Annotated in this window: 22 protein-coding genes; 9 read left to right on the top strand and 13 right to left on the bottom strand. The window is 71.7% G+C overall.

Annotated elements, in window-relative coordinates; all coding sequences use genetic code 11:
* Positions 1-11 precede the first annotated feature (11 nt).
* The 6 genes from AB0I79_RS08065 to AB0I79_RS08040 form a co-directional block, all read right to left on the bottom strand.
* Entirely contained in the window at positions 12-2,597 is a 2,586-nt protein-coding gene (locus AB0I79_RS08065) for a PEP/pyruvate-binding domain-containing protein (RefSeq protein WP_357868593.1), read from the bottom strand.
* Between the two features lie 76 nt (positions 2,598-2,673).
* Positions 2,674-3,594: an alkaline phosphatase family protein gene (locus tag AB0I79_RS08060; protein WP_357868590.1), complete on the bottom strand. Its 921-nt coding sequence runs from the start codon at positions 3,592-3,594 to the stop codon at positions 2,674-2,676.
* A 337-nt stretch (positions 3,595-3,931) separates the two neighbouring features.
* Positions 3,932-4,705: a sugar phosphate isomerase/epimerase gene (locus AB0I79_RS08055; RefSeq protein ID WP_357868587.1), complete on the bottom strand. Its 774-nt coding sequence runs from the start codon at positions 4,703-4,705 to the stop codon at positions 3,932-3,934.
* Positions 4,706-4,879: 174 nt separating this feature from the next.
* The gene (locus tag AB0I79_RS08050; protein ID WP_357868584.1) at positions 4,880-5,872 is read right to left on the bottom strand and encodes a LacI family DNA-binding transcriptional regulator; all 993 of its coding nucleotides are present in this window, start codon (positions 5,870-5,872) and stop codon (positions 4,880-4,882) included.
* A 429-nt stretch (positions 5,873-6,301) separates the two neighbouring features.
* Positions 6,302-7,570, bottom strand: coding sequence for a hypothetical protein (locus tag AB0I79_RS08045; RefSeq protein WP_357868581.1), 1,269 nt, complete (start codon positions 7,568-7,570; stop codon positions 6,302-6,304).
* Between the two features lie 110 nt (positions 7,571-7,680).
* Positions 7,681-8,247, bottom strand: a complete 567-nt coding sequence (locus AB0I79_RS08040) for a TetR family transcriptional regulator (protein ID WP_357868578.1) — start codon at positions 8,245-8,247, stop codon at positions 7,681-7,683.
* Between the two features lie 84 nt (positions 8,248-8,331).
* On the opposite strand from AB0I79_RS08040, the gene AB0I79_RS08035 reads away from it, so the two are divergent.
* Positions 8,332-9,063: an SDR family oxidoreductase gene (locus AB0I79_RS08035; RefSeq protein WP_357869664.1), complete on the top strand. Its 732-nt coding sequence runs from the start codon at positions 8,332-8,334 to the stop codon at positions 9,061-9,063.
* Between the two features lie 187 nt (positions 9,064-9,250).
* On the opposite strand, the gene AB0I79_RS08030 is transcribed toward AB0I79_RS08035, so the two are convergent.
* Positions 9,251-10,642, bottom strand: coding sequence for an LCP family protein (locus tag AB0I79_RS08030; RefSeq protein WP_357868575.1), 1,392 nt, complete (start codon positions 10,640-10,642; stop codon positions 9,251-9,253).
* A 347-nt stretch (positions 10,643-10,989) separates the two neighbouring features.
* Here AB0I79_RS08030 and AB0I79_RS08025 point away from each other — a divergent pair, with 347 nt between their 5' ends.
* The 4 genes from AB0I79_RS08025 to AB0I79_RS08010 all read left to right on the top strand — a co-directional run bounded on the left by AB0I79_RS08025 (position 10,990) and on the right by AB0I79_RS08010 (position 15,508).
* On the top strand, positions 10,990-11,718 hold the full coding sequence (locus tag AB0I79_RS08025; protein ID WP_357868572.1) for a hypothetical protein: 729 nt from the start codon (positions 10,990-10,992) through the stop codon (positions 11,716-11,718).
* A gap of 61 nt (positions 11,719-11,779) precedes the next feature.
* The gene (locus AB0I79_RS08020; protein ID WP_357869661.1) at positions 11,780-12,943 is read left to right on the top strand and encodes a thiolase family protein; all 1,164 of its coding nucleotides are present in this window, start codon (positions 11,780-11,782) and stop codon (positions 12,941-12,943) included.
* On the top strand, positions 12,940-15,027 hold the full coding sequence (locus tag AB0I79_RS08015; protein WP_357868569.1) for a 3-hydroxyacyl-CoA dehydrogenase NAD-binding domain-containing protein: 2,088 nt from the start codon (positions 12,940-12,942) through the stop codon (positions 15,025-15,027). The genes AB0I79_RS08020 and AB0I79_RS08015 overlap by 4 nt, the downstream gene beginning before the upstream one ends.
* A gap of 97 nt (positions 15,028-15,124) precedes the next feature.
* Positions 15,125-15,508 (top strand): SSI family serine proteinase inhibitor, encoded by a 384-nt coding sequence (locus AB0I79_RS08010; protein WP_357868566.1) that lies wholly within the window; start codon positions 15,125-15,127, stop codon positions 15,506-15,508.
* A 14-nt stretch (positions 15,509-15,522) separates the two neighbouring features.
* On the opposite strand, the gene AB0I79_RS08005 is transcribed toward AB0I79_RS08010, so the two are convergent.
* Entirely contained in the window at positions 15,523-16,998 is a 1,476-nt protein-coding gene (locus AB0I79_RS08005; protein ID WP_357868564.1) for an amino acid permease, read from the bottom strand.
* A 102-nt stretch (positions 16,999-17,100) separates the two neighbouring features.
* Here AB0I79_RS08005 and AB0I79_RS08000 point away from each other — a divergent pair, with 102 nt between their 5' ends.
* Positions 17,101-17,736 (top strand): VTT domain-containing protein, encoded by a 636-nt coding sequence (locus tag AB0I79_RS08000; protein WP_357868561.1) that lies wholly within the window; start codon positions 17,101-17,103, stop codon positions 17,734-17,736.
* On the opposite strand, the gene dxs is transcribed toward AB0I79_RS08000, so the two are convergent.
* On the bottom strand, positions 17,684-19,564 hold the full coding sequence (gene dxs, locus AB0I79_RS07995) for a 1-deoxy-D-xylulose-5-phosphate synthase (protein WP_357869659.1): 1,881 nt from the start codon (positions 19,562-19,564) through the stop codon (positions 17,684-17,686). The two genes, AB0I79_RS08000 and dxs, sit on opposite strands and share 53 nt — an antisense overlap.
* 169 nt (positions 19,565-19,733) lie before the next feature.
* Between dxs and AB0I79_RS07990 the strand changes: the two genes are divergently transcribed.
* From AB0I79_RS07990 to AB0I79_RS07980, 3 genes are read left to right on the top strand one after another with little or no spacing between them, the layout of a single operon-like run.
* Positions 19,734-20,585: a neutral zinc metallopeptidase gene (locus tag AB0I79_RS07990; RefSeq protein ID WP_357868558.1), complete on the top strand. Its 852-nt coding sequence runs from the start codon at positions 19,734-19,736 to the stop codon at positions 20,583-20,585.
* Positions 20,586-20,639: 54 nt separating this feature from the next.
* Complete coding sequence (locus AB0I79_RS07985; protein ID WP_357868555.1) at positions 20,640-21,446, top strand: neutral zinc metallopeptidase; 807 nt, start codon at positions 20,640-20,642, stop codon at positions 21,444-21,446.
* A gap of 36 nt (positions 21,447-21,482) precedes the next feature.
* Positions 21,483-22,232 (top strand): neutral zinc metallopeptidase, encoded by a 750-nt coding sequence (locus AB0I79_RS07980; protein ID WP_357868552.1) that lies wholly within the window; start codon positions 21,483-21,485, stop codon positions 22,230-22,232.
* A gap of 7 nt (positions 22,233-22,239) precedes the next feature.
* On the opposite strand, the gene AB0I79_RS07975 is transcribed toward AB0I79_RS07980, so the two are convergent.
* From AB0I79_RS07975 to AB0I79_RS07960, 4 genes are read right to left on the bottom strand one after another with little or no spacing between them, the layout of a single operon-like run.
* Positions 22,240-23,445, bottom strand: a complete 1,206-nt coding sequence (locus AB0I79_RS07975; RefSeq protein WP_357868550.1) for an ROK family transcriptional regulator — start codon at positions 23,443-23,445, stop codon at positions 22,240-22,242.
* Positions 23,446-23,480: 35 nt separating this feature from the next.
* Positions 23,481-24,743: an ABC transporter permease gene (locus tag AB0I79_RS07970; RefSeq protein WP_357868548.1), complete on the bottom strand. Its 1,263-nt coding sequence runs from the start codon at positions 24,741-24,743 to the stop codon at positions 23,481-23,483.
* Positions 24,740-25,504, bottom strand: a complete 765-nt coding sequence (locus tag AB0I79_RS07965) for an ATP-binding cassette domain-containing protein (protein WP_357868545.1) — start codon at positions 25,502-25,504, stop codon at positions 24,740-24,742. Before AB0I79_RS07965 ends, AB0I79_RS07970 begins: the two co-directional genes overlap by 4 nt.
* 60 nt (positions 25,505-25,564) lie before the next feature.
* Positions 25,565-26,680: a substrate-binding domain-containing protein gene (locus AB0I79_RS07960; RefSeq protein WP_357868542.1), complete on the bottom strand. Its 1,116-nt coding sequence runs from the start codon at positions 26,678-26,680 to the stop codon at positions 25,565-25,567.
* Positions 26,681-26,847 lie beyond the last annotated feature (167 nt).

Here is a 26,847-nt window from a genome sequence, read left to right as displayed (position 1 = left end):
CTGGCGATTTGTCATGATTTTTCGGTGATTGTCACTGTTCCGGCGGCGCCGTTCACCGTGATCTGCTGGCCCGAGGTGATGCGGTGGGTGGCGCCGGGCACGCCGACGACGGCCGGGATGCCGTACTCCCTGGCCACCACCGCGCCGTGCGACATCGCGCCGCCCATCTCCATCACCAGGCCGCCCGCCGTCAGGAACAGCGGCGTCCAGCCCGGGTCCGTGGAGGGGCAGACGAGGATCTCGCCCGGCTCCAGGTGGGCGCCGATCGGGTCGAGCACCACCCTGGCCACGCCCGTGACCGTGCCGGGCGAGGCGGCGCTGCCCGCGAGCGCGCCCTCCGCGGCGGGCTCCTGGAGCGCCTCGGGTTCGGTGCCGTCGGAGAGCAGCACCCTGGGGACGTGCCTGCGGCGCCGCTCCTGCTCGTACGTGGCCCGCCGCTCCGCCACCAGCTCCCGCAGGTCACCACCCGCGAGCGCGGCCCTGGCCTCCCTCAGGTCCAGGAAGAACACGTCCCCGGCCGCGTCCAGCACGCCCAGGCCCACCAGGTGCTCCCCCACCACGAGGAGGCTGCGCCGGACCGCTGCGAGCGTCTTGACCAGGTAGAACTTGGGCAGCTCGCGCAGCCCGGCGTACCGGCGCGTGCGTCCGAGCCCGAAGCGCACCACGGCGGCCCGCCACCGGCCCCCGCGCCGGGCCCTGGCCGCCACGTGCGCGATGGTCGCGCGTGCCTGCCTGGCCCCGTCGGCGAACTGCTCGGAGGGGGACAGCCCCTTGTCCATGCGCAGGTAGTTGGCCAGCACGCCGAGGATGTGGCCGGGCTCCTCCGACCATCGCGGCACGCCCAGGTCGATCTCGGCGACGCCGCGGTGACCGTACTTGTCCAGGAACGCGGCGATCTCGCGCTGGGCGACCGGCGGGAGCCCGCCCTCGCGGTAGCGGGCGGCCAGCTCGGGCACGGACAGCTCCCTGAACGGCTCCGGCTCGATGCGGGTGGCCAGCTCCCACAGCTCCAGGTCCATCTCGGTGGTCGGGTTGTGGGGCAGGCTGCGCAGCACGTCGCTCATCTCGGGCACGGGCACACCGGAGAGCCTGGAGGCCAGCGCGAACAGGCCGTAGCCGGTGATCACGGTCGGCATGATCGTGATGATCAGCGGGAAGGTGCCGGCCAGGACGCGTTCGGCGTGGTCCAGGCGTTGCTCGGGAGTCGCGGAGCCGGGCACCCTGAGCCTGCCGTCCAGCGTCTCGCCGAGCCGGACGGTGGCGGCCACGGCCCGGTCCGGCCTGGTGAGCGCCGTCAGGACGCGGCGCGGCAGGCGGAGGTTGCCGGCGAACCTGAACAAGCCCCGCAGGAAGGGCCGCAGGGACGTGTGCGCCGGAGTCAGGCGGGGGTCCTCGAAGAGCCGTTCCATGACGCCCACGGCGCGGGCCTCGCCGAGCGTCAGCATGCGCGGCAGGAGGGCGCGGCCGGGGCGGCTGCGTACGGCGGTGGTGAGGTCGAGCCAGAGCCGCTCCCCCGACACCGTCACGAAGCCGGCCCCGCCGAGGAGATCGGCGGGCCGGTGGCCGGCCAGGCCCGCGCCGCCCGCGCTGATCACCCGGAACGCCGACTGCCCCATCGGCGTCAGCGGCCCCATGACGCCCTGCACGACGTTGACCGAGAAGTACACCCGCAGGCCCGGCCTGGTGTGCTCGGGCAGCGGGTAGAGCGTGGTGATCGGCCTGGCCTGGGTGAGCCAGAGCGTGCCGTCGTGGTCGATGGCCCATTCGGTGTCCTGGGGCGCGCCGTAGTGGGCCTCGACGCGGGCGCCGAGGCCGGCGAGCTCGCGTACCTCGTCGTCGGTCAGGCACAGGCCCTGCCCGGCGGTCTCGACGCGTTCGGTGCCGCCGCCGGGCAGGGCGCGGACGGCCAGCCGCTTGTCGCCGGCGTGGCGTTCGAGGATCCGGCCGTCGTGGACGCGGAAGCGGTCGGGGTTCACCGCGCCGGAGACCACGGCCTCGCCGAGCCCGGGGCTCGCGTCGATCACGCTCTCGCGGCGCCGCCCCGTCACCGGGTTGGCGGTGAACATCACGCCCGCCACCCTGGCGTCCACCATCTCCTGGACGACCACGGCGAGCCGGACGGCGGCGTGGTCGATGCCGTTCGACTCCCGGTAGGCGACGGCGCGGTCGGTCCAGAGCGAGGCCCAGCACCGGCGTACGGCCCGCACCACCTCCTGCGCGCCCACCACGTTCAGGAACGTGTCCTGCTGGCCGGCGAAGCTGGCGAACGGCAGGTCCTCGGCGGTGGCGGAGGAGCGCACGGCCACGGGCACGTCGTCACCGAGAGCCTCGTACGCCGTCACGATCGCCTCGTGCACGGCCTCCGGCACCGGCGCCTCCATGAGGTGCCGCCTGGCCCGCTCGGCCAGCCCGTCCCCGCTGGTCCCGCCGTCGACGCGCAGGCCCTGGGCGACCTGCCGGTAGGCGTCCGTGGTGAGCACCCAGCCCCGGGGCACCGGCAGGCCCGCCCTGGTCAGCTCGCCTAGGTTGGCCGCCTTGCCGCCCACTTCGGCGAGCATGCCCGCGTCGATCTCGGAGAAGTCCAGGGCCGTCTTCATCGCGCGTACTCCTGCCGTTCGGCGTCCTGTCACCCCAGTGTTCCGCGTTCCGGCCAAGAATTCAACACTTGATGAATCACAGGTCCAGCGGGGTGCCGTCCAGGTCCCACGCCGGGTCGACGGGCACGCCGAGCGCGGCCAGCGCCGTCGGCCCCACGTCCACCAGCCGGGGCGCGGCGAGCGGGCGCCCGCCCAGGTCCTCGCCCAGGCGGCCGGCGATCACGAAGACCGTGCGCTCCTCGTCCGAGGTGCCGCCGTGCCCGCCCTCGTCCACGTGGCCGTGGTCGGTGGTGACCAGCACCGTCCAGCGCTCGCCGGGGTAGGAGGGGCGGGCGCGGACCGCGTCGAGGAGGCGGCCGAGGTAGGCGTCCTGGGCCTGGAGGGCGGCGGCGTACTCGGGGCAGTGGGGGCCGAGGTCGTGGGCCACCTCGTCGGTGTCGCCGAGGTAGACGAAGGTCGCGTCCGGGTCCTCCTCGGCCAGGTGACGCTCGGCGGCCTCGGCGACCTGCTTGTCCGCGGCGGCCCAGCCGACGGCGTACCCGTCGAGGACGAACCGGTGGTCGATCGCCGGGCCGAACGTGCCGTGCTCGGCGAGGGCCGCCCAGGAGAAGAACGCGGAGGCGGTCAGGCCGGGGCGGGCGGTCGTGGCGCGCGACAGGAAGTCCGGAAATTTCTGGAACTGCGGGCTTTCGAAGCCGTTGTCCACGACACCGTGCTTGTCCGGCCAGACCCCGGTGGCGATCGACGACCAGCCGGGGCCGGAGTCGGTACGCGACCTGATCACCCGGCCGCCGTCGCCCGGCTCGGGGGTCTTGGGGACGACCTCGCCCGGGGATTCCGTACGGGGTGTCCCGGCTTCGCCGTAGGGGAGCTTGCTGGTGCCGTACGCGCCGGTGGACATCAATCCGGCCAGGACGGGAGCGTCCAGGGCGAGCAGCCTGTCGAACCTCAGCCCGTCCATGCCGACGACGAGCACCTTGCTTCTAGATGCGGACATCCCCCCATCTAAGCGGTGAAACCACCGCAAAGCGCGATCCGCCACACCGACCGCCCGCCAGGGGCGCGCCGCGGGGCGCGAGCGCGCCCGCACCACACGACTCAGCGCCCGCACCACAGCCCGCACCACAGCCCGCACTACACGGCCTGGCGGCCACACCGCACGGCTCACCGGCCACGTCGCGGGGCTCAGCGGCCATTCTCCACGACTCGGCGGCCACGCTGCGGGGCTCGGTGGCCACACCGCGGTGTGGCCACACCGCGGGGCTCGGTGGCCACACCGCACGACCGGCGCCCACGCCGCGGGCGCGGCGGTTACGGTGCGAGGCTCGGCGCCGTCAGGAGGTGAAGCGCCGCACCCACTCGGCGGCGCCGGGCAGGATCTCCTCGACCGGGGCCACCTGCGGATACCAGGTGCGCTCCCACTCCAGCGACACCCACCCGTCGAAACCGGCCGCTCGCAGCAACTCACCCGCCTCGTCCAGCGGCACCGAGCCCGTCCACATGGGGACGGGGGTGGTGTCCTGTGCCGAGACCGCGTCCTTGACCTGCACGTAGTCCAAGTATGGCGCCAGCGCCGCCAGCGTCCGCGCCGGCGGCTCGCCGTGCCGCCAGGGGTGCAGCAGGTCCCAGATCGCACCGGCGGTCCCGGGACAGTCGGCCTCGGCGAGCAGCGCGGCCACGGCCTCGCCGGTCGCCATGCGGTCGTGCGTCTCGACGAGCACGCGGCGGCCGAGGTCGCCGGCCGTACCGGAGACGGCCTTGAGCCGGCGGGCGCCGGTGGCGACGTCGTCGCCGCGCGGGAACACCCGGACGCCCGGCGCGCCGAGGTCGGCGGCGAGCCGCAGGTCGGCGAGGAGCGCCTCGATGACCGGCTCGTCCGGGCCCGGCTCGCAGATACCGGCATAGCCGGCAAGAGCCGAGATCTCCAGCCCTGCCCGCTCGACGCGCTCCCGCACCGAGGCCCGGCCCGCCGCGTCCAGGCTCGCGTGCACGCCGGTGTCCGGATGCAGCCGCAGCTCCAGCCCCTGGCAACCGTGCCCGGTCGCGATCTCGATCGCCCTGTCCAGCCCCTCGCCGGGCATCCCCAGCGTGCTGACCGCCAGCTTCACGCCATCCTCCACATCACGTCGTCAGGGTTCCCGCTCCGGCCGGCCGGTCCCGCCGGCCTCGGCGGAGCGAACATGGGCGCCAGGCGGCCGGTGGACGGCGCGCCTCCGCGCTGCACGCCGGTGGACGGCGCGCCTCCACGCGCACGCCGGTGGACGGCGCGCCTCGCGGAGGCGTCAAGCCATTCTCCTGACGCTCTCCCGCAGCACGACCTCGCCGGCGACCTTCTCGACCACGACCGGGTCGTCCTCGTTCAGCGCCAGCTCCAGCGCCCGCGCCCCCATGTCCTTCAGCGGCAGCCGGACGGTCGTCAGCGCGGGCACGTGATCACGCAGCGTGACGATGTCGTCGAAGCCGGCCACCGAGACGTCCTCCGGCACCCTGACCCCGCGCTCCCGGTAGGCCGCCAGGGCGCCGACCGCCATCACGTCGTTGACGGCGAACACGCAGGTCGCGTCCCTCACCTGCTGGGCGGCGGCGTGGCCGCCGTCGCGGTCGAACGGGCCGTGGATGATCTGAGGGGCGGGCAGCCCGAGCTCGTCGAGGGCCTCGGCGAAGCCGGCGCACCGGTCGGCCGCCGTCACCAGGTGCGGCGGGCCCGCGAGGACCGCGAACTTCGTGTGGCCGAGCTCCGCCAGTGCCCTGGCCAGCTCGGCGGCGCCTTCCCTGTTGGCGGGTGCGACGGTGTCGACGCCGAGCAGGTCCTGGCCCACGCAGGCCGCCCGGCCGCCGCCCGCCTGGTAGCGGGCCAGCTCCTCGCGCAGGCGCTTCGTGACGCCCTGGTCGGCGACGCGGGAGCCGACCAGCAGGACGGCGCGGACGCGCTGGGCGTGCAGCGTGGCCAGGTACGCGATCTCCTGCTCCGGGTCGCGATGCGTGGTGCCGACCATGACCAGCAGGCCCTCGGTGGCGGCCGCCCGCATCGCTCCGTCGGCGAGGGCCGCGAAGTAGGGGTCGGTGAGGTCGTGCACGACGATGCCGATGACGTTGCTCGCCCCGCGGGCCAGCGTCTGGGCGGCGATGTTGGCCCGGTAGCCGAGCTCGTCCGCGGCCCGCTCGACGCGTGCCCGCAAGGCCGCGCCCACCTGGCGGGTGCTGCCGTTGAGCACCCGCGAGGCGGTCGCGAGCGAGACGCCCGCCTGCTTGGCGACGTCTTCAAGCGTGACCACGAGACCTCCCGGAAAGCGGTTTCCAAGTCTGCCAGACCGGCACCTGGATCCGCATCCTGCCACGCCCGCGGCCCGGGGGACAGAACGTCCCGTCCCGGCGACGGAAGCGGCCCGCCACCGGGCGCCCGGCAGGGGGATCAGGACCGGTTCGCGAGGCACGTCCGGGTGGGGCGGCGTCAGGAGGGGCGCTCACTGAACGAGCGCGGGCGAGGTGGCGCCGGCCGGAGGCATCGCCGGCGGGCCGTCCTCAGGTGAGACCACTGGGCGCAGCGCCCGTGACCCCGCGCGCCCGGCCCCTCCCATCCGGGAGAATGGCCGGGCGAGGAGCCAGGCGTGCGGCCGGGCGAGGACCCAGGCGTGCGGCCGGGCGAGGAGCCAGGCGTGCGGCCGGGCTTCGGCGGGTCAGGCGTGGGGCCGGGCTGCGGCGGGTCAGGCCCAGGGGAACAGGATGTCGAACAGGCCCTTGCGCTCCTCTTGCGTCGGCGTGGGAGCCGGCGCCTGGGTCGTGGCCGGAGGCTGGGTGGCCGTCGAGTCACCCGAGTCGCCCGTGTCGTTCGTGCTCTCCTGCTGCTTGTTCGTCGCGGACGAGGAGTCGCTGCCGCCGTCGTCCTGCCCCCGGGAGTCCGCGGTGTCGTTCATCGTGCCCTGCGGATCGCGGGTGGGCTTGCGGGTCGGCTCGGCGGTGTTCCTGTCGCGGGTGGGCGTCGGGCGCGGCTCGGCCTCGCGCGTGGGGCGGGACTGCTCCTGCGTCGGGGCCGGGTTTGCGGACTCGGTCTCGGTCGGCTCGTCGGTGACCGAATCCGTGGGGTCGGGGGTTTCCTCCGCCGCCTCCTCGACCGGGGTGTCCGCCGGGTCGGCGGACTCGGACGGCGAGGTGACCTCGCCCGCGCTGGCGCACTGGACGCCCGCGCAGGGGTCGTCGGAGGAGGTGCCCGTGAGCATCCAGCCGGCGCCCACGCCGACCAGCACCACCGCGGCGGCCGCCACCAGCAGCACCCTGGTGCGGCGCCGCACCTCCCCCTCGCCTCCGGACGAGCGCCCGTCGTGGGAGTCGCCGGAGTCGTCGGTCCAGCCCGAGCCCAGGAAGCCCCGCTTGGGACGCTCGTCCTCCTGGTCGTCGTCGCGGGCGTAGCTGCGGTCCAGCGGGAGGTAGGGGTTGTCGTCGTCGTCCTCCACCCGGTGCGGCCCGCTGTGGTCGGCGAGATCGTCGTAGGTGGCGCCGGTCCGGGCGTCGAGCGACCCGCTCAGCTCGTCGTAGGCGCCGGCCCGCGTGTCGTGCGGCCCGCTCAGCTCGTCGTAGGCAGCGCCACCCGGTACGTCGTGCGGCCCGCTCGCCCCGCTCAGCTCGTCGTAGGAGGCGCCGCTCGACCCGTAGGAGCCGGCCGCGCCCAGCACGTCGTGCGGCCCGCTCTGACCACCGAGCTCGTAGGAGGAGGCACCGAGCAGCGGTTCGGCGGACAGCACGTCGCGCGGCGGGACGGGGTCGTCGAGCACGTCGCGCGGGGTCTCACCGATCAGCTGCGGCTCGCTCCTGCCGGGCGGCAAGATGTAGGTCTCGTTGCCGACGACCTGGATGGCGGGTTGCTCGTCCGTGTCGTCGGTGCTCCACCGCGGAGAGAGCACGTCACCCGTCATCTCCGGGTTTAACGACTTACCCTGCCCGTCCTCGTATGGCCTGTCGTTCTCGTCGCGTGCCACGGTGGAACCTCTCTAGTACGAATAGTAACCGCGCCCTTTCCTACCACTACTTGTCCGGAAATTTCACTTGTTTCCCTAAAATCACTCTGAGTAACAATCGCACCAGAGTGTCACCGGCCGAGCACTCCCGCGAGCAAGGCGTCGAGCGTCGACCTCACCCGTTCGACCGCCACCCCGCACTCCCTGAGCCGGTGGGCGAGCAGCGGCGCGGCGAGCGGCGCCAGCAGCGCGTCGGCCAGGCAGTACGCGTCGGCCTCCGGCCGCGCCAGCCTGATCAGCATGACCAGGTGCGCGTGATAGGCGTCGTACGCGCCGCCGAAGCGCGCCATCGGCCCCGCCGTCTCCGCCATCAGCAGCAGGTCGAGCTGCTCGACGGTCCGGTCCGTCAGCGCCCGCAGGAACGCCCGCGCGCGCTCGGCGGGCTCCGCCCCGGGGCCGAGCGGCGGCGGCCCCTCGACGAACGCCGCCTGGAACTCCCGCTCCCGCGCGTCGATCAAGGCGTAGGCCAGCCCGGAACGGTCGCCGAAGCGCCGGTAGAGCGTGCCCACCCCGACGCCGGCAGCCGCCGCCACCTCGGCCATGGACAGGCCCTGCACGCCTTGCGCGGCCACGATGGCCTCCGCCGCGGCGAGGATCTTGGCGCGGTTGCGGGCCGCGTCGGTGCGCTCGCGTCTCACGATCACATCCTCGCACCGCTTGCATCCGGAATGCGTTCCGCTTAGTGTCTGAAGCGGAACGCATTCCGCATAAGGAGGACCATGATGACGAGACGAGTCGCCTTGGTGACAGGTGGCAGCAGGGGCATCGGCGCGGCCGTCGCGCGGCGGCTGGCGGGTGACGGGTTCGACGTGGCGATCACGTACCGGAGCGCGGGCGACCGGGCCGCCGGCGTGGCGAGGCAGGTCGAGGCGGCTGGCGGGCGCGCGCTCGCCGTGCAGGCCGAGGCCGCCGACGCCGACGCGCTGGTGGCGGCGGTCGAGCGGACGGTGCGCGAGCTGGGCCGGCTCGACGTGCTGGTGAGCAACGCGGGCATCGCGCCGTACGGGGCGCTGGAGGAGGTGACACGGGCCGAGGTGGACGAGCTGCTGGCCGTGCACGCGCGGGCCTCGTTCGTGCTGGCCCAGGCGGCGGCGCGGCACATGGAGGCGGGCGCGCGCATCGTGCTGATCGGCAGCAGCCTGGCCGAGCGGGTGCCGTACGCGGGATGGACGGCGTACGCGATGAGCAAGTCCGCGCTGATCGGCCTGGCCAAGGGGCTGGCCAGGGATCTGGGCCCGCGTGGCATCACCGCGAACGTCATCAATCCCGGCTCCACCGACACCGAGATGAACCCGGCCACCGCGCCGGAGGCCGACGAGGAGCGGCGGTTCACCGCGCTGGGCCGCTACTGCGACCCCGAGGAGGTCGCCGCCGCCGTGTCCTACCTCGCGGGCGAGGGCGGCCGGGCCGTCACGGGCGCGTCGATCCCCGTGGACGCGGGCGTGACGGCCTGAGCACCGCCCCCCGTGCACACGGGCGTGACGGCCCGAGCACCGCCCCCCGTGCACACGGGCGTGACGGCCCGAGCACCGCCCCCCGTGCACACGGGCGTGACGGCCCGAGGGCCGCTCCCCGTGGACGCGGGCGTGACTGCCTGAAGGCCGATCTCCGTGGACGCGGGCGTGACGGGCCGAGCGGCGATCACTTGCACGGGTCCGTGGTGCTGTCGACGACCTTGTCCTTGAGCGCGTCGGGGATCGCCGACTGGACCCGCACCCCGGGCCAGTCCTTGCCGATGACGAGCTGGATGACCGGCCCGTCGGGCTTCCGCGCCGGCGGGGTCTTGAGCTCGTACGGCTGCGACGTGACGGCCTTGACCTTGCCCTGCACGGGCGTGCGCTTGTCCTTCGACAGCCGCGCGGCCACCGCGTCACCGTAGGCGGGGCCGTCCTGGGCGTCCTTCCTGGCGTACCGGATCGTGGTGGTGTCGGTCGTCGCGGCGTTGCCGACCTGCGTGACCACGAACCCCTGGCCGGCCAGCGCGTCCGCCACCTGGAGGGCCTTGCCCTGCTCGCCGGTGCCGTTGAGCACCTGCAGGCGCACCTGCGCGTGCTCGATCTTGGGTGCGCTGGACTTGCCGGGACCGGGGCTGGTCCTGATGTCGGTGTCGTTGCGCACGGCCTCGAAGAAGTCGCGCGCCGCCGGCTGGGCGAACTGCACCCTCGCCTTGTTCTCCGGGTACGGCTCCACCGGCACCGTGATGCCCTTGAGCTCCTTGGCGGTCAAGCCGCTGACGCTCCTGGCGATCTCCAGCATGCGGTCGAGGCCGAGGCCCTCGTCCACGGTGACGGCCTGGGTGGCGGCCCGCAGGAAGGCGTCGAGCTTGCCGGGGTCGGTGAGCAGGCCGCCGCTGGTGACCTTCTCCATCACCTGGGTGAGGAAGATCTGCTGGCGCTCGATCCGGCCCAGGTCGCTGCCGTCGCCCAGGGAGTACCTGGTCCGTACGTACCCCAGCGCCTGCTCGCCGTTGACCACGTGCTTGCCGGCGCCGAGCACGAACTTGGCCTCTTTGTCGTTGACGGGCTTGGGCAGGCAGATCTCGATCCCGCCGAGCGCGTCGATGATGCCCTTGAAGCCGGTGAAGTCCACCTTCACGAAGTGGTCGATCTTGATGTTGGTGAGGGATTCCAGGGTCTTGATCGTGCAGTTGATGCCGCCGTCGTTGAAGGCGGAGTTGATCTGGCGGAGGCCGCCGGGCAGCACGGCCCCGTTCGCGCCCTCGCAGTCGGGGACCATGACCATCGAGTCGCGCGGGAAGCTGATCATGGTGGCGGAGTCCCGGTTGGGGGCGATGTGCAGAACCATGATCGTGTCGGTGCGCTCCCCCGCCCCCACGGTTGTGGCGCCGTACTTCTTGTTGTTGCCCTCGCGGGAGTCGGAGCCGACGAGCAGCACGTTGAGCGCGCCGGTGTCGGGCGGGCGGGTCGTGCCCGGGTTGATGCGCTCGCGGTCGATGCCGCTGTCCAGGTAGCGGTAGTAGCCGTACGCGCCGAGCGCGACGGCCACCAGCACCAGCGTCAGCGCCACGCTCACCCAGCCGAGCGGGGTCAGCGGGTTGCGCCGGGGCGTGGATCGGCGCGTGCGCGGGGGGCCCGAAGCCGGCGTCGGGGTCTTGGGATGCGGAAGCGGGGCGACACGCCGCCCCAGACCACCTTCGTTCCGCCGTTCTCTCACGCGGTCCACCCCTTGCGACATGATCGCGAAGCATAGCCACAAATCGGTATACGGAAGATAAGTACTGTCATCTCGGCTTGTTCGCCTGTTCATCATCAGCGAGACGATGGCCTTACGGATAGTCCCCTCTCACCCGGAGCGAGGGCTCCATCCAAAGCACCGGAATGCGGGGCGTCGCCACGTACGGTGACGCCATCATGACGGTCATGCTGTTGACCGAGATGGCCCCTCCCCCGGGCGCCCAGGAGATGGCCGGGCTGCGCGCCAGGGCCAGGGCGGCCCGGCGCGGCGCGCTCGTGGCGCTCACCGCCTCGATCGCGCTGCTGACCACCGTGCAGTTACTCGCCGATCGGGCCGCGACCAGGGAGCAGACGCTGCCGCTGGCCGTGCTGTCCCTGGCGCTCTTCGCCGTCGCCCTGCCCGTGATGGCGATCACCCAGTACGCCTGGGGCGCGCGCGCCCGCCTGGTGCGCCGCCGGGAGCGGGAGCTGTACGCGGCGGCCCGCTCGGGCAGGGCGCGCCCGCTGACCCGGCTGGCCGTGGCCGGCTGCTGGACGGTGACGCTCTTGCTCGGCTGGACCGTTCCGCGCTTCTTCCGCGAGGCCGCCCTGCACGCCTTCGCCGACACCCTGAGCTGGGCCGTCGAGGCGCTGTCGGTGATCAGCGTCGCGGCGGGGGTGTTGTTCCTCCTGTGGTGGGCACGGGACGCGGTGGGGATGCTGGCGCGTGCCCTGCGCTCGGGCGGATCACCTGGCGATCCATGGGACCCCGGCGGCGGCACGCGTCCCGGAGAGGGCGCGGCGCTCTGGACGGGCGCGGCCGTGGCGGTCGTGGCCCTGCTCGGAGCCCGCGCCCACCTGTGGGAGCCGGCGACGGGCGTCGTCTACGCGTTGCTCACCGCCGCCCTCGTCTGCGGGGTAGTTACTGACGAGTAGCATGGGCACGGAACCCCTTTCAGCAACGAGGAGCGAATCCGTGCCTTCCTCTCGTGACGTCGTGTTCGTCGACGGCGTACGCACGCCTTTCGGCAGGTCAGGGCCGAAGGGACTGTACGCGGAGACCCGCGCGGACGACCTGGTCGTCCGCGTCATCCGCGAGCTCATCCGGCGCAACCCCCATCTGCCGCCCGAGCGCGTGGACGAGGTGGCCATCGCCGCGACCACGCAGATCGGCGACCAGGGCCTGACCATCGGCCGCTCGGCCGCCGTGCTGGCCGGGCTGCCCAAGACCGTGCCCGGCTACGCCATCGACCGGATGTGCGCGGGCGCGATGACCGCGGTCACCACGGTCGCGGGCGGCATCGCGTTCGGCGCGTACGACGTCGCCATCGCCGGCGGCGTCGAGCACATGGGCCGCCACCCGATGGGCGAGGGCGTCGACCCGAACCCGCGCTTCCTGTCGGAGAAGCTGGTCGACCCGAGCGCGCTGGTCATGGGCATGACGGCGGAGAACCTGCACGACCGCTACCCGACCATCACCAAGGAGCGCGCCGACGCGTACGCGGTGCTCTCGCAGGAGAAGGCCGCCAAGGCGTACGCCGACGGCAAGATCCAGCCCGACCTGGTGCCGACCGCGATCAGGACGGCGGAGAAGGGCTGGGGCCTGGCCGTCGAGGACGAGGCTCCCAGGCCGGGCACCACGATGGAGGGGCTGAGCGGGCTCAAGACGCCGTTCCGCCCGCACGGTCACGTCACGGCCGGCAACTCCTCCGGCATCAACGACGGCGCCACCGGCTGCGTCGTGGCCGCCAGGGAGGTCGCCGAGGAGCTGGGGCTGGCGCCGAAGATGCGCCTGGTGTCGTACGCCTTCGCGGGCGTGGACCCCGAGGTCATGGGCGTCGGGCCGATCCCGTCCACCGAGCGGGCCCTGCGCCTGGCGGGCCTCGACATCTCCGACATCGGGCTGTTCGAGATCAACGAGGCGTTCGCCGTCCAGGTGCTGGCCTTCCTGGAGCACTTCGGCATCGCCGACGACGACCCCCGCGTCAACGCCTACGGCGGCGCGATCGCCTACGGGCACCCGCTCGCCTCCTCCGGCGTGCGGCTGATGACGCAGCTCGCCCGGCAGTTCGGCGAGCGTCCCGACGTGCGTTACGGCATCACCACGATGTGCGTCGGCATGGGCATGGGCGGCACCGTGATCTGGGAGAACCTGGCATGAGCAACATCGAGACCTGGCGCGCGCTGCTCAGCGAGCGCAACACCGACGAGGTCGTCACCAAGGCGCTGGTGCGTGACGTGCAACTGCCTCACGGGGCCGGCACGATGGCGCTGATCACCCTGGACAACGGCTTCGACCACACCAAGCCCAACACGTTCGGCCCGCACGGCCTGTTCGCGCTGAACGGGGCGCTGTCGGAGATCGCCCAGCGCACCGACCTGGTCGCGGTGGGCGTGACCGGCAAGCCGTTCATCTTCGCCGTCGGCGCCGACCTCAAGGGCGCGGCCGCCGTGACCTCGCGCGAGGAGGCGCTGGCCATCGGCGCGCTCGGCCACCACGTCTTCCGCAGGCTGGGCGAGCTGCCGATCCCGTCGTTCGCGTTCGTCAACGGCGCGGCCATGGGCGGCGGGCTGGAGATCGCGCTGCACTGCACGTACCGGACGATCTCGTCGGGTGTGCCGGCGGTGGCGCTGCCGGAGTGCTTCCTCGGCCTGGTGCCGGGCTGGGGCGGCACGCAACTGCTGCCCCGCCTGATCGGCCCGGCGAACGCGGTCAAGCTCGTCATCGAGAACCCGCTGTCCAACAACCGCATGATCAAGGGCAGGGACGCGTACGAGCTGGGCGTCGCCGACGCGATGTTCGAGCCCGCCGACTTCCTGGAGGAGTCGCTGCGCTGGGCCGCCCGCGTGGTCAACGGCGAGGTCACCGTGGAGCGCGAGGAGCACGACGGCTGGGAGAAGGCCGTCGCCGACGCCCGTTTCCTGGTGGACATGAAGCTGCGCGGCGCCGCGCCGGCCCCGTACCGGGCGCTGGACCTGATCGCGCAGGCCGAGACCGCCACCCGCGACGAGGGCTTCGCGGCCGAGGACGAGGCGCTGGCCGACCTGCTCATGGGCGACGAGCTGCGGGCCGGGCTCTACTCCTTCGACCTGGTGCAGCGCCGCGCCAAGCGGCCCGCGGGCGCGCCGGACAGGTCGCTGGCCCGCAAGGTCACCAAGGTCGGCGTGGTGGGCGCGGGCCTGATGGCCTCGCAGATGGCGCTGCTGTTCGCCCGCCGCCTGGAGGTGCCGGTCGTGCTCACCGACCTCGACCAGGCCAGGCTGGACAAGGGCGTCGGGTACGTGCACGCCGAGGTGGACAAGCTGCTCGCCAAGGGCCGCGCGTCGCAGGACCAGGCCAACCGGCTCAAGGCACTGGTGACCGGCTCGCTGACCAAGGACGCCTTCGCCGACGCCGACTTCGTGATCGAGGCCGTGTTCGAGGACATGGCGGTCAAGAAGCAGGTGTTCGCCGAGGTCGAGGCCGTGGTGTCGGCGGAGTGCGTGCTGGCCACGAACACCTCCTCGCTGTCGCTGACCGAGATGGGCGCGGGCCTGGCCCACCCCGAGCGGCTGGTCGGGTTCCACTTCTTCAACCCGGTCGCCGTCATGCCGCTGCTGGAGATCATCAGGGGCGCCTCGACCGACGACGCCACGCTGGCCACGGCGTTCGCGGTGGGCAAGTCGCTGAAGAAGTCGTCGGTGCTGGTCAAGGACGCCCCGGCGTTCGTGGTCAACCGGCTGCTGACCTGCTTCATGGGCGAGGTCGTGGCGGCCGTGGACGAGGGCACGCCGCTGGAGACGGCCGAGCACGCGCTCGACGGGCTCGGGCTGCCGATGACGCCGTTCGCGCTGCTGCAGCTCGTCGGCCCGGCGGTCGGCCTGCACGTGGCCGAGACGCTGCACGAGGCGTTCCCCGACCGCTTCGGCGTCTCGGAGAACATGGCGAAGCTGGTCGAGTCGGGCAAGCCCGGCGTCTACCGGCCGGACTTCACGCTCGACCCGGAGGCGGTGGCCCTGTTCGCGGGCGGCGCCTCCCCGTCCACCGCCGAGCAGGTGCGCGAGCGCGTGCTGAAGGCGCTGGCCAGGGAGATCCGGATCATGCTCGACGAGGGCGTGGTGGCCGCGCCGCAGGACATCGACCTGTGCATGATCCTCGGCGCCGGCTGGCCGTTCCACCTGGGCGGCATCACCCCGTACCTGGACAGGACGGGCATCGCGCAGCCGCGCTTCCTGGCGCCGGGCGTGGCGTCCGTCCCCGCCTGACTTTGCGGACTCTTTGAGGAGGTCCTGACCGGACCTCCTCACCTCCGCACGCACTCCGTCGTAGCCTTTGGTGCCGTCCTACGAACGGAGAGTAATCATGATGAGAGCAGCCGGCGCCCTCGCGCTCTGCGCCGCCCTCCTGGCGGGCGCCTCCTCGCCCGTGCAGGCCGCGCCGCCCCCGAAGGCGAAGCTCAAGATCGTTGACGGGATGAAGGGCGGGCCCGTGAAGTCGGTCTGGCTCCACTGCGGGCCCGTCGGCGGCACCCACCCCAACGCGCGTGCCGCCTGCCGCCTGCTGCGGCAGGTCAAGGGCGAGCCGTCACAGCTCAACGTCAGCCCGAAGGCCTCCTGCAGCCAGGAGATCAAGCCGCACGCGGTCGCCATCGCGGGCACCTGGTACGGCAGGAAGGTGCACTGGGCGAAGTTCTTCGCCAACGCCTGCCAGATGCAAGCGATGACCGGCCCCGTCACCGCTCTCTGAGCATCCTCGCGCGGTCAGCGGCGGGCCTTCTCCTCCCGGGAGAAGGCCTGCCTGCTGTTCCAGTAACCGAAGCCGAAGTAGACGACCAGGCCGATGACCATCCAGACGAGGAAGCGCAGCCACGTCTGCGCCGGCAGGTTCAGCATCAGGTACAGGCAGGCCAGCACGGACACGATCGGCAGGAACGGCACCAGCGGCGCCCGGAACACCCTCGGCAGGTCGGGCCGCGTCCGCCGCAGGATGATCACCCCGATCGACACGACCACGAACGCGAACAGCGTGCCGATGTTGACCAGTTCGGCCAGCTCCCCGAACGACACGAACCCCGCCAGCGCCATCGTGACGAGCCCGATGATCACGGTGAGCCGGGCCGGGGTGCCGTAGTGCGGGTCGACCTTCGCCAGCCAGCGCGGCAGCAGCCCGTCGCGGCCCATCGCGAACAGCACCCGGGTCTGGCCCAGCAGCAGCACGAGCACCACCGTCGTCAGGCCCGCGATCGCGCCCACGCTGATGATCGCCGCCAGCCAGGCGTGCCCCACCGAGGTGAAGGCGTCGGAGAGCGGGGCGGCCGTGCTCAGCTCGCTGTAGCGCTGCATGCCGACGACGACCAGGGAGACGGCGACGTACAGGACCGTGCAGATGGCCAGCGAGCCGATGATGCCGCGCGGCACGTCGCGCTGCGGGTTGATGGTCTCCTCGGCGGCGGTGGCCACGATGTCGAAGCCGATGAAGGCGAAGAACACGATCGCCGCCGCGGAGAAGATGCCGATCACGCCGAACGCCACCGGTGTGATGCCGAAGATGAGCTGGATGAGCGGCGCCTTCAGCCCCTCCACGCGCGGCGTGGAGACCGCCTCGGGGATGAACGGCGTGTAGTTGGCGGCCTTGACGAAGAACAGCCCCGCCACGATGACCAGCAGCACCACCGCGATCTTGGTGATCACCAGGATCAGGTTGACCCGCGAGGACACCTTGATCCCCGCCACCAGGATCGAGGTGAGGAGCAGCACGATGAGGATGGCCGGGACGTTCACCACCGGATCCTCGCCCGCGATCGAGGCGGGCAGCTCCATGCCGATGGAGGCCAGCATGGAGGCGAAGTACCCCGACCAGCCGACCGCCACCACGGCGGCGGCCAGCGCCAGCTCCAGGAACAGGTCCCAGCCGATGATCCAGGCGGGGAACTCGCCCAGCGTGGCGAAGGAGAAGGTGTAGGCGGAGCCCGCGACCGGGATCGTGGAGGCGAACTCGGCGTAGCACAGCGCCGCGAGCCCGCACACGATGCCCGCCACGACGAACGAGAGCGCCACCGCCGGGCCCGCCATCTCCTTGGCGACCTGGCCCGTGAGCACGAAGATGCCGGTGCCGACGATCACGCCGATGCCGAAGACCGTCAGGTCGGTGGCGGTCAGGCGTTTGCGTAGCTGGTGCTCGGGCGCTTCGGTGTCGCGGATCGACTGCTCGACGCTCTTCGTGCGAAAGATGTCCACGCTCGGTGATCCTTCCCATACCAGGGGTGATCATGCCCGTTTCGGGGTGGGACCGGGGACGATCCCGGTGGTGTTCCGCGATCTGGGTAGCAGTCTGGAGCTATGCTCAACGATCTCCTCGACGCCCTGGCCGGGCAAGACCTCGGCGTGGTGCTACCACTGTTGCTGGTCTTCCTGACGCTGGACGCCTCGGTCGGGATCGGCCTGATCACCCCCGGCGACGGGCTGCTGCTCGTGGCGGGCGCCACGGCCGACAGCGTGGGCGAGACGCTGGCCCTGATCGCGGCGGGCCTGGTGGCCTGCTTCGCGGGCGCGTCAGGCGGTCACTGGCTCGGCCGGCGCTACGGCTCGCGGCTGCGGCACGGCAGGCTGGGGCGGCGCGTCGGGGAGCGCCGGTGGGTACGCGCGCAGGAGCTGTTCGAGCGGAGCGGGTGGGCGCTGGCGCTGGCGTACTTCCTGCCGGTGCTGCACGCGCTGACGCCGGCCGTGGCGGGCACGGTGGGCATGCCGTACCGCAGGTTCATGCCGTGGGCGATGCTGGGCAGCGCGGCCTGGGTGAGCACGTACGTGACGCTCGGCGCGCTGGCCGGGGAGGTGGTGCGGCGGCACGCGGAGTGGCTGCTGCCCGTCGTGGCCGCGGCGGTGATCGTCATGGTCGGGATCACCGCCGCGGTACGCAGGGTGGTCAGCGGCGGGCGGGCTCCACGGAGGAGGTCCGCTTCGCGACCGCCTCGGTGATCTGGCGGGCGAGGTCCTGGCCGGTCAGGCCGATCCTGCCGAGGATCGCGGCCCGCTTGGCGTGGTCGAGGAACTGCTGCGGGATGCCGAAGGTGCGGACGGGCACGTCGACGTCGCCGTCGCGCAGCAGCCGGGCCACGGCGTCGCCCACGCCGCCGACGCGGCCGTTGTCCTCGACGACCGCGACCAGCTTGTGGGCGCCGGCGGCCAGCACCAGCGCCTCGTCCAGCGGCTTGACCCAGCGCGGGTCCACGACGGTGGCCGAGATGCCCTGGGCGTCGAGCAGGACCGCCGCGTCCATGCAGATCTGGGCCATCGGGCCCACGCCCACCAGCAGCACGCCCGGCTCGCCGTCGGCGGCCCGCAGGAGGTCCATCTCGCCCAGCTTGCCGACCGGCTCGATCGACTCGGCGACCGGGCCCTTGGGGAAGCGCAGCACGGTGGGGCCGTCGGTGACCTCCACGGCCTCGCGCAGCAGCTCGGTGAGGCGGTCGCCGTCGCGCGGCACCGCGATCCGCAGCCCGGGCACGACCTGGAGGATCGACAGGTCCCACATGCCGTTGTGGCTGGCGCCGTCGTCGCCCGTGACGCCCGCCCGGTCGAGCACCACGGTGACCGGCAGGCGGTGCAGGGCGACGTCCATGAGGAGCTGGTCGAAGGCGCGGTTGAGGAAGGTGGCGTAGACGGCCACGACCGGGTGCATGCCGCCCAGCGCGAGCCCGGCGGCGCTGGTCAGCGCGTGCTGCTCGGCGATGCCGACGTCGTAGATGCGGTCGGGGTAGGCCTCGGCGAAGGCGTTGAGGCCGGTCGGGTGGAGCATCGCGGCGGTGATCGCGACCAGGTCGTCGCGCTCCTTGCCGAGCCGGACGAGCTCCTCGCTGAAGACGTTGGTCCAGATGCGGCCCTTGGGCTTCTCCGCGCCGGTGGCTCGGTCGAAGGCGCCCGGCGAGTGGAACTGGTCCTCGTCGTGGTTCTCCGCCGGGCTGTAGCCGCGGCCCTTCTGGGTGAGCGCGTGCACGATGACCGGGCCGCGGAAGTCGCGGGCCTGGCGCAGCGCCGCCTCCATGGCCTGCTCGTCGTGGCCGTCGATGGGGCCGACGTACTTGAGGCCGAGGTCCTCGAACATCACCTGCGGCGACAGGACGTCCTTGACGCCCTTCTTGAAGCCGTGGAGCGCGTCGTAGAGGACGGGAACGTTCCCGATCTTGTCCTTGACGAAGTCGAGCATGTCCTCGTAGCGGCGGTTGACCCTCAGCGAGGACAGGTGGGTGGCCAGGCCGCCGATCGTCGGGGAGTAGGAGCGGCCGTTGTCGTTGACCACGATCACGACCGGCAGGTCCTTGAACGCGGCGATGTTGTTGAGCGCCTCCCAGGCCATGCCGCCGGTCAGGGCGCCGTCGCCGATGATCGCGACGACCGTGCGGTCGTGCTCGCGGCGCAGCTTGAACGCCTTGGCCAGGCCGTCGGCGTAGGACAGCGCGGTCGAGGCGTGGGAGTTCTCCACGAAGTCGTGCTCGGACTCTGCCTGGCTCGGGTAACCCGACAGGCCGCCCTCCTGCTTGAGCGCCTCGAAGCCGGCGGCCCTGCCGGTGAGGATCTTGTGCACGTACGCCTGGTGGCCGGTGTCCCAGACCACGGGGTCGTCGGGTGAGTCGAAGACCCGGTGAACGGCGATGGTGAGCTCCACCACACCGAGGTTGGGGCCGAGGTGACCGCCGAACCTGGCGCACGAGTCGACGAGCACGTCGCGGATCTCTCCAGCCAGCCGCGGCAACTCCTCGACACTGAGCCGTTTGACGTCCTGCGGTCCCTTGATCGAGCCCAGCAACCCGCTCACGGATGCGTCTCCCCTCTGCTCTTTTGCGCCGATCCCCCCGAGTCTAGTTCGCGAAGGCCCCACTGACTCCATCGAGTCAAATCCACCCACTTATGTCCGATCTTGACCTAGTCTTTCGGTACCTATGAACTCCGTCCCCATAAGCAGACTCCTGACCCTCGTGGCCGCCGTACTGGCGCTCGCCCTCGCGGCGGCCGCCCTGGTGATGGTGCTGGCGGACGTGGCCACGACCTCGACGGGCCCCGCCAACGAGGCGCAGCAGCTCGCCTCGCCGCCCGCGAAGGTCTCCAACGAGAAGCCGGGGACGCTCCTCGCCCTCAGGGCGCTGGCCGTGGCCAACCCCCTGTACAAGACCGGGCGGCTCGCCGACGTGGACTGCTCGCCCGGCGACCTGCCCGCAGGCAGCATGGTGGCATACCGGCGCTTCCTGACCCGCGTGACGGCCTGCCTGAACGAGGCGTGGGCGGCCCAGTTCCGCAAGGCGGACCTGCCCTTCACCAAGCCGCGGCTGCGCATCATCACCGGCAAGGTCAGGACGCCCTGCGGGGCCTGGAACGCCGGCGCGGACGGGGTCTACTGCTCCACCGACCGCACGATGTACCTGATGATCAGCAAGGCGCAGTTGCGCAACCCGTTCCCGCTGGGGATCACCCGGCTGGTCGCCCACGAGTACGGCCACCACGTCCAGCAGGTCTCCGGCGTGTGGAGTTACTACTGGGCCGCGCGGAGCTCCGCCGGCAAGGCCAAGCGGCTGCAGTTGTCGCGCAATTCGGAGTTGCAGGCGGAGTGCTTCTCCGCGGTCTTCATGAGCACGATGAAGGGCAGTCCGCTGGTCACCGAGGATGACTGGGCGTACACGGTGAACTGGTTCAGGAAGAACGGCGCCAAGGGCTGGCCGCAGAACGACCACGGCAAGGGCCCGACGCAGGCGGCCTGGATGACCCGCGGCTTCAATCGCGGCACTCCTGGGGCGTGCAACACCTGGGCCGCAAATCCGCGAAATGTCACCTGATGACTCTTTAGTCTCGCTTTACCTGGAACTCCCTCTTTAATAGGGTGCGTTCTCATGCGTATCCCTCGATTGGCGCTCATGGCGGGCGCAATGGCCGGCGTGCTGTTCGCCGGCACGGCCCACGCGGCCGCCTCTTCGGCCCCGTCGTACAAGCCGGTCCTGACCAAGAACGCCCTCTACAAGACGGGCAAGCTGGGCGTGACGGCGTGTGAGGAGCCGCAGGTCCAGAACGGGACGGTCGAAGAGGCCAAGCTCTACTTCGAGACCGTGATGGAGTGCCTGGACAAGGCCTGGAGCCCCATCGTGCAGAAGGCCGGTTACCGCTTCAGCAAGGCCAGGCTCCACGTGGTCACCAAGCCGGGCGTGAAGATCCCCTCGTGCGGTCGCTTCCCTGCGGGCGCGCAGGCGGTCTACTGCCCGCAGGCCAGGTCGATCTCCTTCCTGCTGAGCTCGAACGTCGTCGAGGAGCCCACCGACCTGCAGCTCATGCAGGTGCTGGCGCACGAGTACGGCCACCACGTGCAGCACCTCACCGGCATCATCAAGGCCACCGACGTGATCCTGCGCAAGGACAAGGAGTCGCGTGCCCTGGAGGCCCTGCGCCGCTCCGAGCTGCAGGCCCAGTGCCTGAGCGCGGCGTTCGTCGGCCGGGTGTGGAACTCGCTCGGCCGCCCCGACACCGACTGGAGCATCCTGCTCAAGGGCAGCCACAACCCTGTCGCCGCCCTCGGCGTGCGCAACAGCGGCGACGAGACCCACGCCTCGCAGGCCAGCAACAAGTACTGGCTGGAGCGGGGCTTCAAGGCCCAGTCGGCAAGCGCCTGCAACACCTTCACCGCGCCCAGCCGCAGGGTGTACTAAGGCAAAACCGCACAAGAACCTCTAAGATCCGCGATCGTGCGCATTCCCCTCACGGCGCTCGCCGTGTGCATGGTCGCGGGTCTTGCCGTTCCCGCGCCGGCCGCAGCCGCGGGACGGGTCGGCCAGGCCGGGCTGATGGGCGCGATGGGCGGCGAGGTCGTGCCGCACACGTGCGCGGTGCCGGCGATCCGCGTGGGGAGCGTGGCCTCGCTCAGATCCTTCCACCAGGCGATGGCCGCCTGCGCCGACACGTTCTGGGCGGGCAGGTTCGCCGCCGCGGGGCTGCCGTACAGCTCGCCCGAGGTGACGATCACCACCGGTGGCGACTCGGTGTGCGGGGCGATCACCAGCAGCGGGGCGCAGTACTGCCCCGACCACCGGACGATCGTCATCCGGATCATGAAGCAGGACCTGCGGGACCCGTTCAGGATGAACATCGCGCACTCGGTGGCGCACGAGTGGGGTCATCACGTGCAGCAGCTCATCGGGGTGCTGGCCGCGCAGGCCGCGCTGTACGAGCCGGCCTCGGAAGGGGCGCGCAAGCTGCTGAGCCACCGGCTGGAGATGCAGGCCGAGTGCTTCGCCGGGGTGTTCTACAGCGCGACGCTGAAGTCGATCAGGCCGGGGATCTCGTGGCAGGACTGGCTGTCGGCGGTGCGCAACGCCGACGAGAGCGACATCCACGGCAAGCCGCGCAACCTGGCGCTCTGGCAGGACCGGGGGTACCGGGGCGGGGCCACGGGCTTCTGCAACACGTGGACGGCGAACCGGGGCAAGGTCGCCTGAGACGAGGTCAGGCGTTGGCGCGGGCCAGGACTTCCAGGGGGTCGGACAGCACGTGGGCGAAGGCCAGCTCGGCGGCGCCCACCAGGGTGGCGGCGTCCCCGAGCGCCGAGGTGCGCAGCCGTACGCGCTCCCGCTGGGGCGCCATGGCGTGCAGCGCGAGCTGCGAGCGGACCTGGGCGGCCGAGCCCAGGTAGATCTCCCGCAGCATCCCCCCGAAGATCACCATCTCGGGGTTGAAGATGTTGACCAGGTTCGCCACGCCGAGGCCCAGCCAGTCGCCGACGCGGCTGAGCGCCTCCTGGGCCACGATGTCGCCGCGGTCGGCCGCGTCCACGACGGCGCGCACGGCGTCGCGGCCCTGGTGCCCGGCCGAGACCCGGCCCGCCGACTCCAGCAGGGCCCGCTCCCCCACCTCCGCCTCCAGGCAGCCGTGCGAGCCGCAGCCGCAGGCCCGCCCGCCCGGGTTGACGACCATGTGGCCGACCTCGCCGCCGTAGCCGTCGTGGCCGCCGAGCAGGTGGCCCGCGGCGATGATGCCGCCGCCGATGCCCACGTCGCCGTGCAGGTAGATGAGGTCGCGTACGCCGATGCCGACGCCGCGGCTGTGCTCGGCCAGTGCGGCCAGGTTGGCGTCGTTGCCCACGCTGACGGGCAGGCCGAGGCCGAGGCGGCGGCCCAGCTCCTCGCCGAACGGCACCTCCTCGGCCTTCAGGTTCGGCCCGAACGTGACCACGCCGTCGGCCTTGCGCACGCCTCCGGACACGGCCGCCGCCGCGCCGACGCAGACCGTGTCGTCCCTGGTCTTGCGCCGCATCTGCCGGGCGAAGCCGGCCAGCGTGCCGGTCAGCGCGTCCACCTCGAACCGGCCGCGGTCGCGTACGGTCTCGCGGCGGTCGAGTATCACCCCGCCCAGCCCGACGCGGGCGACCGCCAGCCGGTCGGGGCCCACGTCGAAGGCGAAGACGTAGACGCGCGCCGACTCCGGGCGCACCACGAGCGAGGGCCGGCCCGCGCGGCCCGTCTCGCGCGGCAGCTCCTCGCGCACCAGGCCCGCGGCGGTGAGATCCGACGTCAGGGCCATGATCGTGCTGCGGTTGAGCCCCATCTTCGAGGTCAGCTCGGCGCGCGAGATCGGCCCGCCCAGGTGGACATGGCGAAGCAGCGCGCCGAGGTTGTGGCGCCTGATGTCCTCTTGGGAGGGGCCGGCACGCATCGTCTGGGATTCCTTCAGGGGCTGTGAGTCGCTGATCACCTTAGACCAGCGGCAGCCGCCCGCTTGCGCGCCAGGGCGTCGACACCCGCGGCGAGCAGCAGGACGGAACCCGTGACCAGGTACTTCACGCTCGCCCCGTACCCCATCAGACCCATGCCGTTCTCGATCACGGCCACCACGGCGCCGCCGAGCACGGCGTCGAGCACCCTGCCCTTGCCGCCGAAGAGGCTGGTGCCGCCGATGACCGCCGCGCCGACCGCGTACAGCAGGACGGAGCTGCCGCCCGTGTTCGGGTCGACGGAGCTGGCCCGCGACGCGGCCACGATGCCGCCGATGGCGGCCATCGAGGAGCAGATCACGAACGCGCTGATCTTGATCCGGTCCACCGGGATGCCGGCCCGCCTGGCCGCCTCGGTGTTGCCGCCGACGGCGTACAGGTGACGGCCGAACCCGGTACGGCGCAGCACCAGCGTCCACGCGACGAGCAGCACCAGGATGACCGGGACCACGATCGGCACGCCGGTGAGCGAGACCAGCGCGGGGTTGCGGCTGCGCTCCAGGTTGAGCGCGGCGACCGCGAGGCCGGCGAACAGCGCCAGCATGCCGACGCGGAAGGCGATCAGCGAGAGCGGGTCGGCGACCAGGCCGCGCTTGGTGCGGTTCCTGGCCCTCCTGAGCTGCACGGCGGCGAAGATCGCCACGCAGAGCAGGTAGAGCGCCCAGCCGAGCCACGGCGGCAGGTTCCTGTTGGCGATGGCGACGACCACGCTGTCGCGGATGGAGATGTTCGTGCCCTCGTCCACCAGCACCAGCACCAGGCCCTGGAAGGCGAGGAAGGCCGCCAGCGTGACCACGAACGACGGGATGCCGACCTTGGCGACCAGCGTGCCGAGCACGGTGCCGATGATCACGCCGGTGAGGACGGCGGCCGCCATGCACACGTACCAGGGCAGGCCCGCGCTGGTCAGCGTGACGGCGAGGACGGCCGCGCAGACCCCGCTGGCGAAGCCGGCCGACAGGTCGATCTCGCCGAGCAGCAGCACGAACACCAGGCCCATCGCGATGAGCGTGACGGCGGCGCCCTGCGTGAACAGGTTGGCGAAGTTGATCGCGGTGACGAAGGAGGGCCGTGCCACGGCGAAGACGACGCAGAGCACGACCAGGCCGAGCACGGCGGGCAGCGCGCCCATGTCGCCGCCGCGCACCCGCTGGACGTAGGCGAGGAAACTGTTCTTGATCGAGGGTGCCTGCGCCGCGGCGACGATGGCCTCGCCGGGCAGTTCCTTGACCTTGTTCATGGGGTGACCCCGTTCTTGAGGCCCAGTTCGCCGCTGCGGCCGGAAGTGATCAGTTCGACGACCTGCGCGTGCGTCACGTCGGCGGTCCTGACCTGGGCGGCCATCCTGCCGAGGTAGAGCGCCGCGATCCGGTCGGAGACGGCGAACACGTCGTTCATGTTGTGCGAGATGAGCACCACGGCCAGGCCGGTGTCGGCGAGCCTGCGCACCAGCTCCAGCACCTGCGCGGTCTGGGCCACGCCCAGCGCCGCGGTGGGCTCGTCGAGGATGACGACCTTGCTGTTCCACAGCACGGCCTTGGCGATGGCCACGGTCTGCCGCTGCCCGCCGGACAGGCTGGAGACCTGCTGCCTGATGGACTTCACCGTGCGGACGGACAGGCCGCTGAGGGTCTTCTCCGCCAGCTCCTCCATGCTGTCCTCGTCGAGGAAGACGCCGTTCTTGCGCTCCCTGCCGAGGAACATGTTCTGGACGATGTCGAGGTTGTCGCACAGGGCGAGGTCCTGGTAGACGATCTCGATGCCCAGCTCGCCCGCGTCGCGGGGGCTGTGCACGTGGACCTGCTTGCCGTCGAAGAGCAGCTGGCCCGAGTCGATCGGGTAGATGCCGCCGATGCACTTGACCAGGGTGGACTTGCCTGCGCCGTTGTCCCCGACGAGCGCGGTGACCTCGCCGGCGTACGCGGAGAGCTCGACGTTGTGCAGGACCTTCACCGGGCCGAAGCTCTTGTCGATCCCACGCACTTCAAGGAGGGGGGTCATGGGGCTCCCTTAAAACGAGGGCACGGCCCCCGCTCGTGGCGCGGGCCGTACCCCTCGGCGTTATTGAATTCCTGCCTCGGTGCACTTGGCGGCGAAGTCGCCCGTGCACAGTTCCTCCTTGGTGACGTAACCGTCGGCCACCACGTCCTTGACGTTGTCGAAGTAGATGGCCTGCGGCTCCATCAGCTCGGCGGGCACGTCCTGACCCGACTCGGGGTCCTTGACGCTGCTGCTCGCCGTGGGCTTCTCACCCTTGGCCAGCGCGACGGCGAGCTTGGCCGCCGCGTCGGCCTCCTTCTTGACCGCCTTGTAGACGGTCATGCACTGGTCACCCGCGAGGATGTTCTGCAGGCCCTGGACGGTGGCGTCCTGGCCGGTGACGGGCACCTTGCCGTTGAGGTTGTTCTTCTTCAGCACGGTGATGGCGGCGTTGCCGAGGCCGTCGTTGGCCGCCAGTACTCCGGCGATCTTCGGCTGCTCGGTCAGCATCTGCTCGAAGAGCGTTCCGGCCTGGGTGTTGTCCCAGTCGGGCACCGACTGCTCGGGGCCCTTGACGTACTCGCCGGCGTCGAACTTGGGCTTGAGCACGCCGTCGTACCCGGCCTTGAACAGCGTCGCGTTGTTGTCCGTCGGCGAGCCGTTCAGGTAGGCCACGATCGGCTTGTCGGCCTTCTTGTCGGTCAGGCACTTGCTCAGGCCCTCGCCCTGGAGCGTGCCCACCTTGGTGTTGTCGAAGCTGACGTAGTAGGCGGCGCCGCCGCCGAGCGTCAGCCGGTCGTAGTCGATCGTGGCCACGCCCTGGGACTTGGCCTTGTCGATGACCGTCTTGCCGGTGCCGCTGTCCAGGTTCACGATCATCAGTACGGTCGCGCCGTTGGTGATCATCTGGTCGGCGATGGTCTGGAACGCCGTCTTGTCGTTCTGGGCGTTCTGGATGTCGTACTGGACGCCGGCGGCCTTGAACGCCTCTTCCAGGTACTTGCGGTCCGCCGTCTCCCACCGGGCGGAGGACTTGCTGTCCGGCAGGATGACGCCGATCTTGCCGGCCTTGGCCGCGTCCGTGGCCGGGGCGGTCGAGGTCGACGTCGTGGTCTGACCGCCGTCGCCCCCGCAGGCGGTGAGACCGAGGGCGAGCGCGGCTGCCGCGGCGGTCAGGCTGAGGATCCCCTTGCGCATGGTGCAGGGTCCTTTCTTCCGGAGGGGCCCGGATGAATGTTGTTTGCGGCAACGTATTCCGGGACGGACCACATTGGAAGGGGGTGAAGGCGGCTAGTTTGTTGTTTCTGGTAACAATCCAGAAACGCCACCTCAACCTTTTCGACGCATGGGAGCCGAGGCGGGAG

It is taken from the genome of Nonomuraea sp. NPDC050202, from assembly GCF_040656115.1.
Taxonomy (GTDB): Bacteria; Actinomycetota; Actinomycetes; order Streptosporangiales; family Streptosporangiaceae; genus Nonomuraea.
The sequence above is the reverse complement of the archived record's forward strand: the minus strand, read 5'-3'. Positions and strand labels throughout refer to the sequence as shown.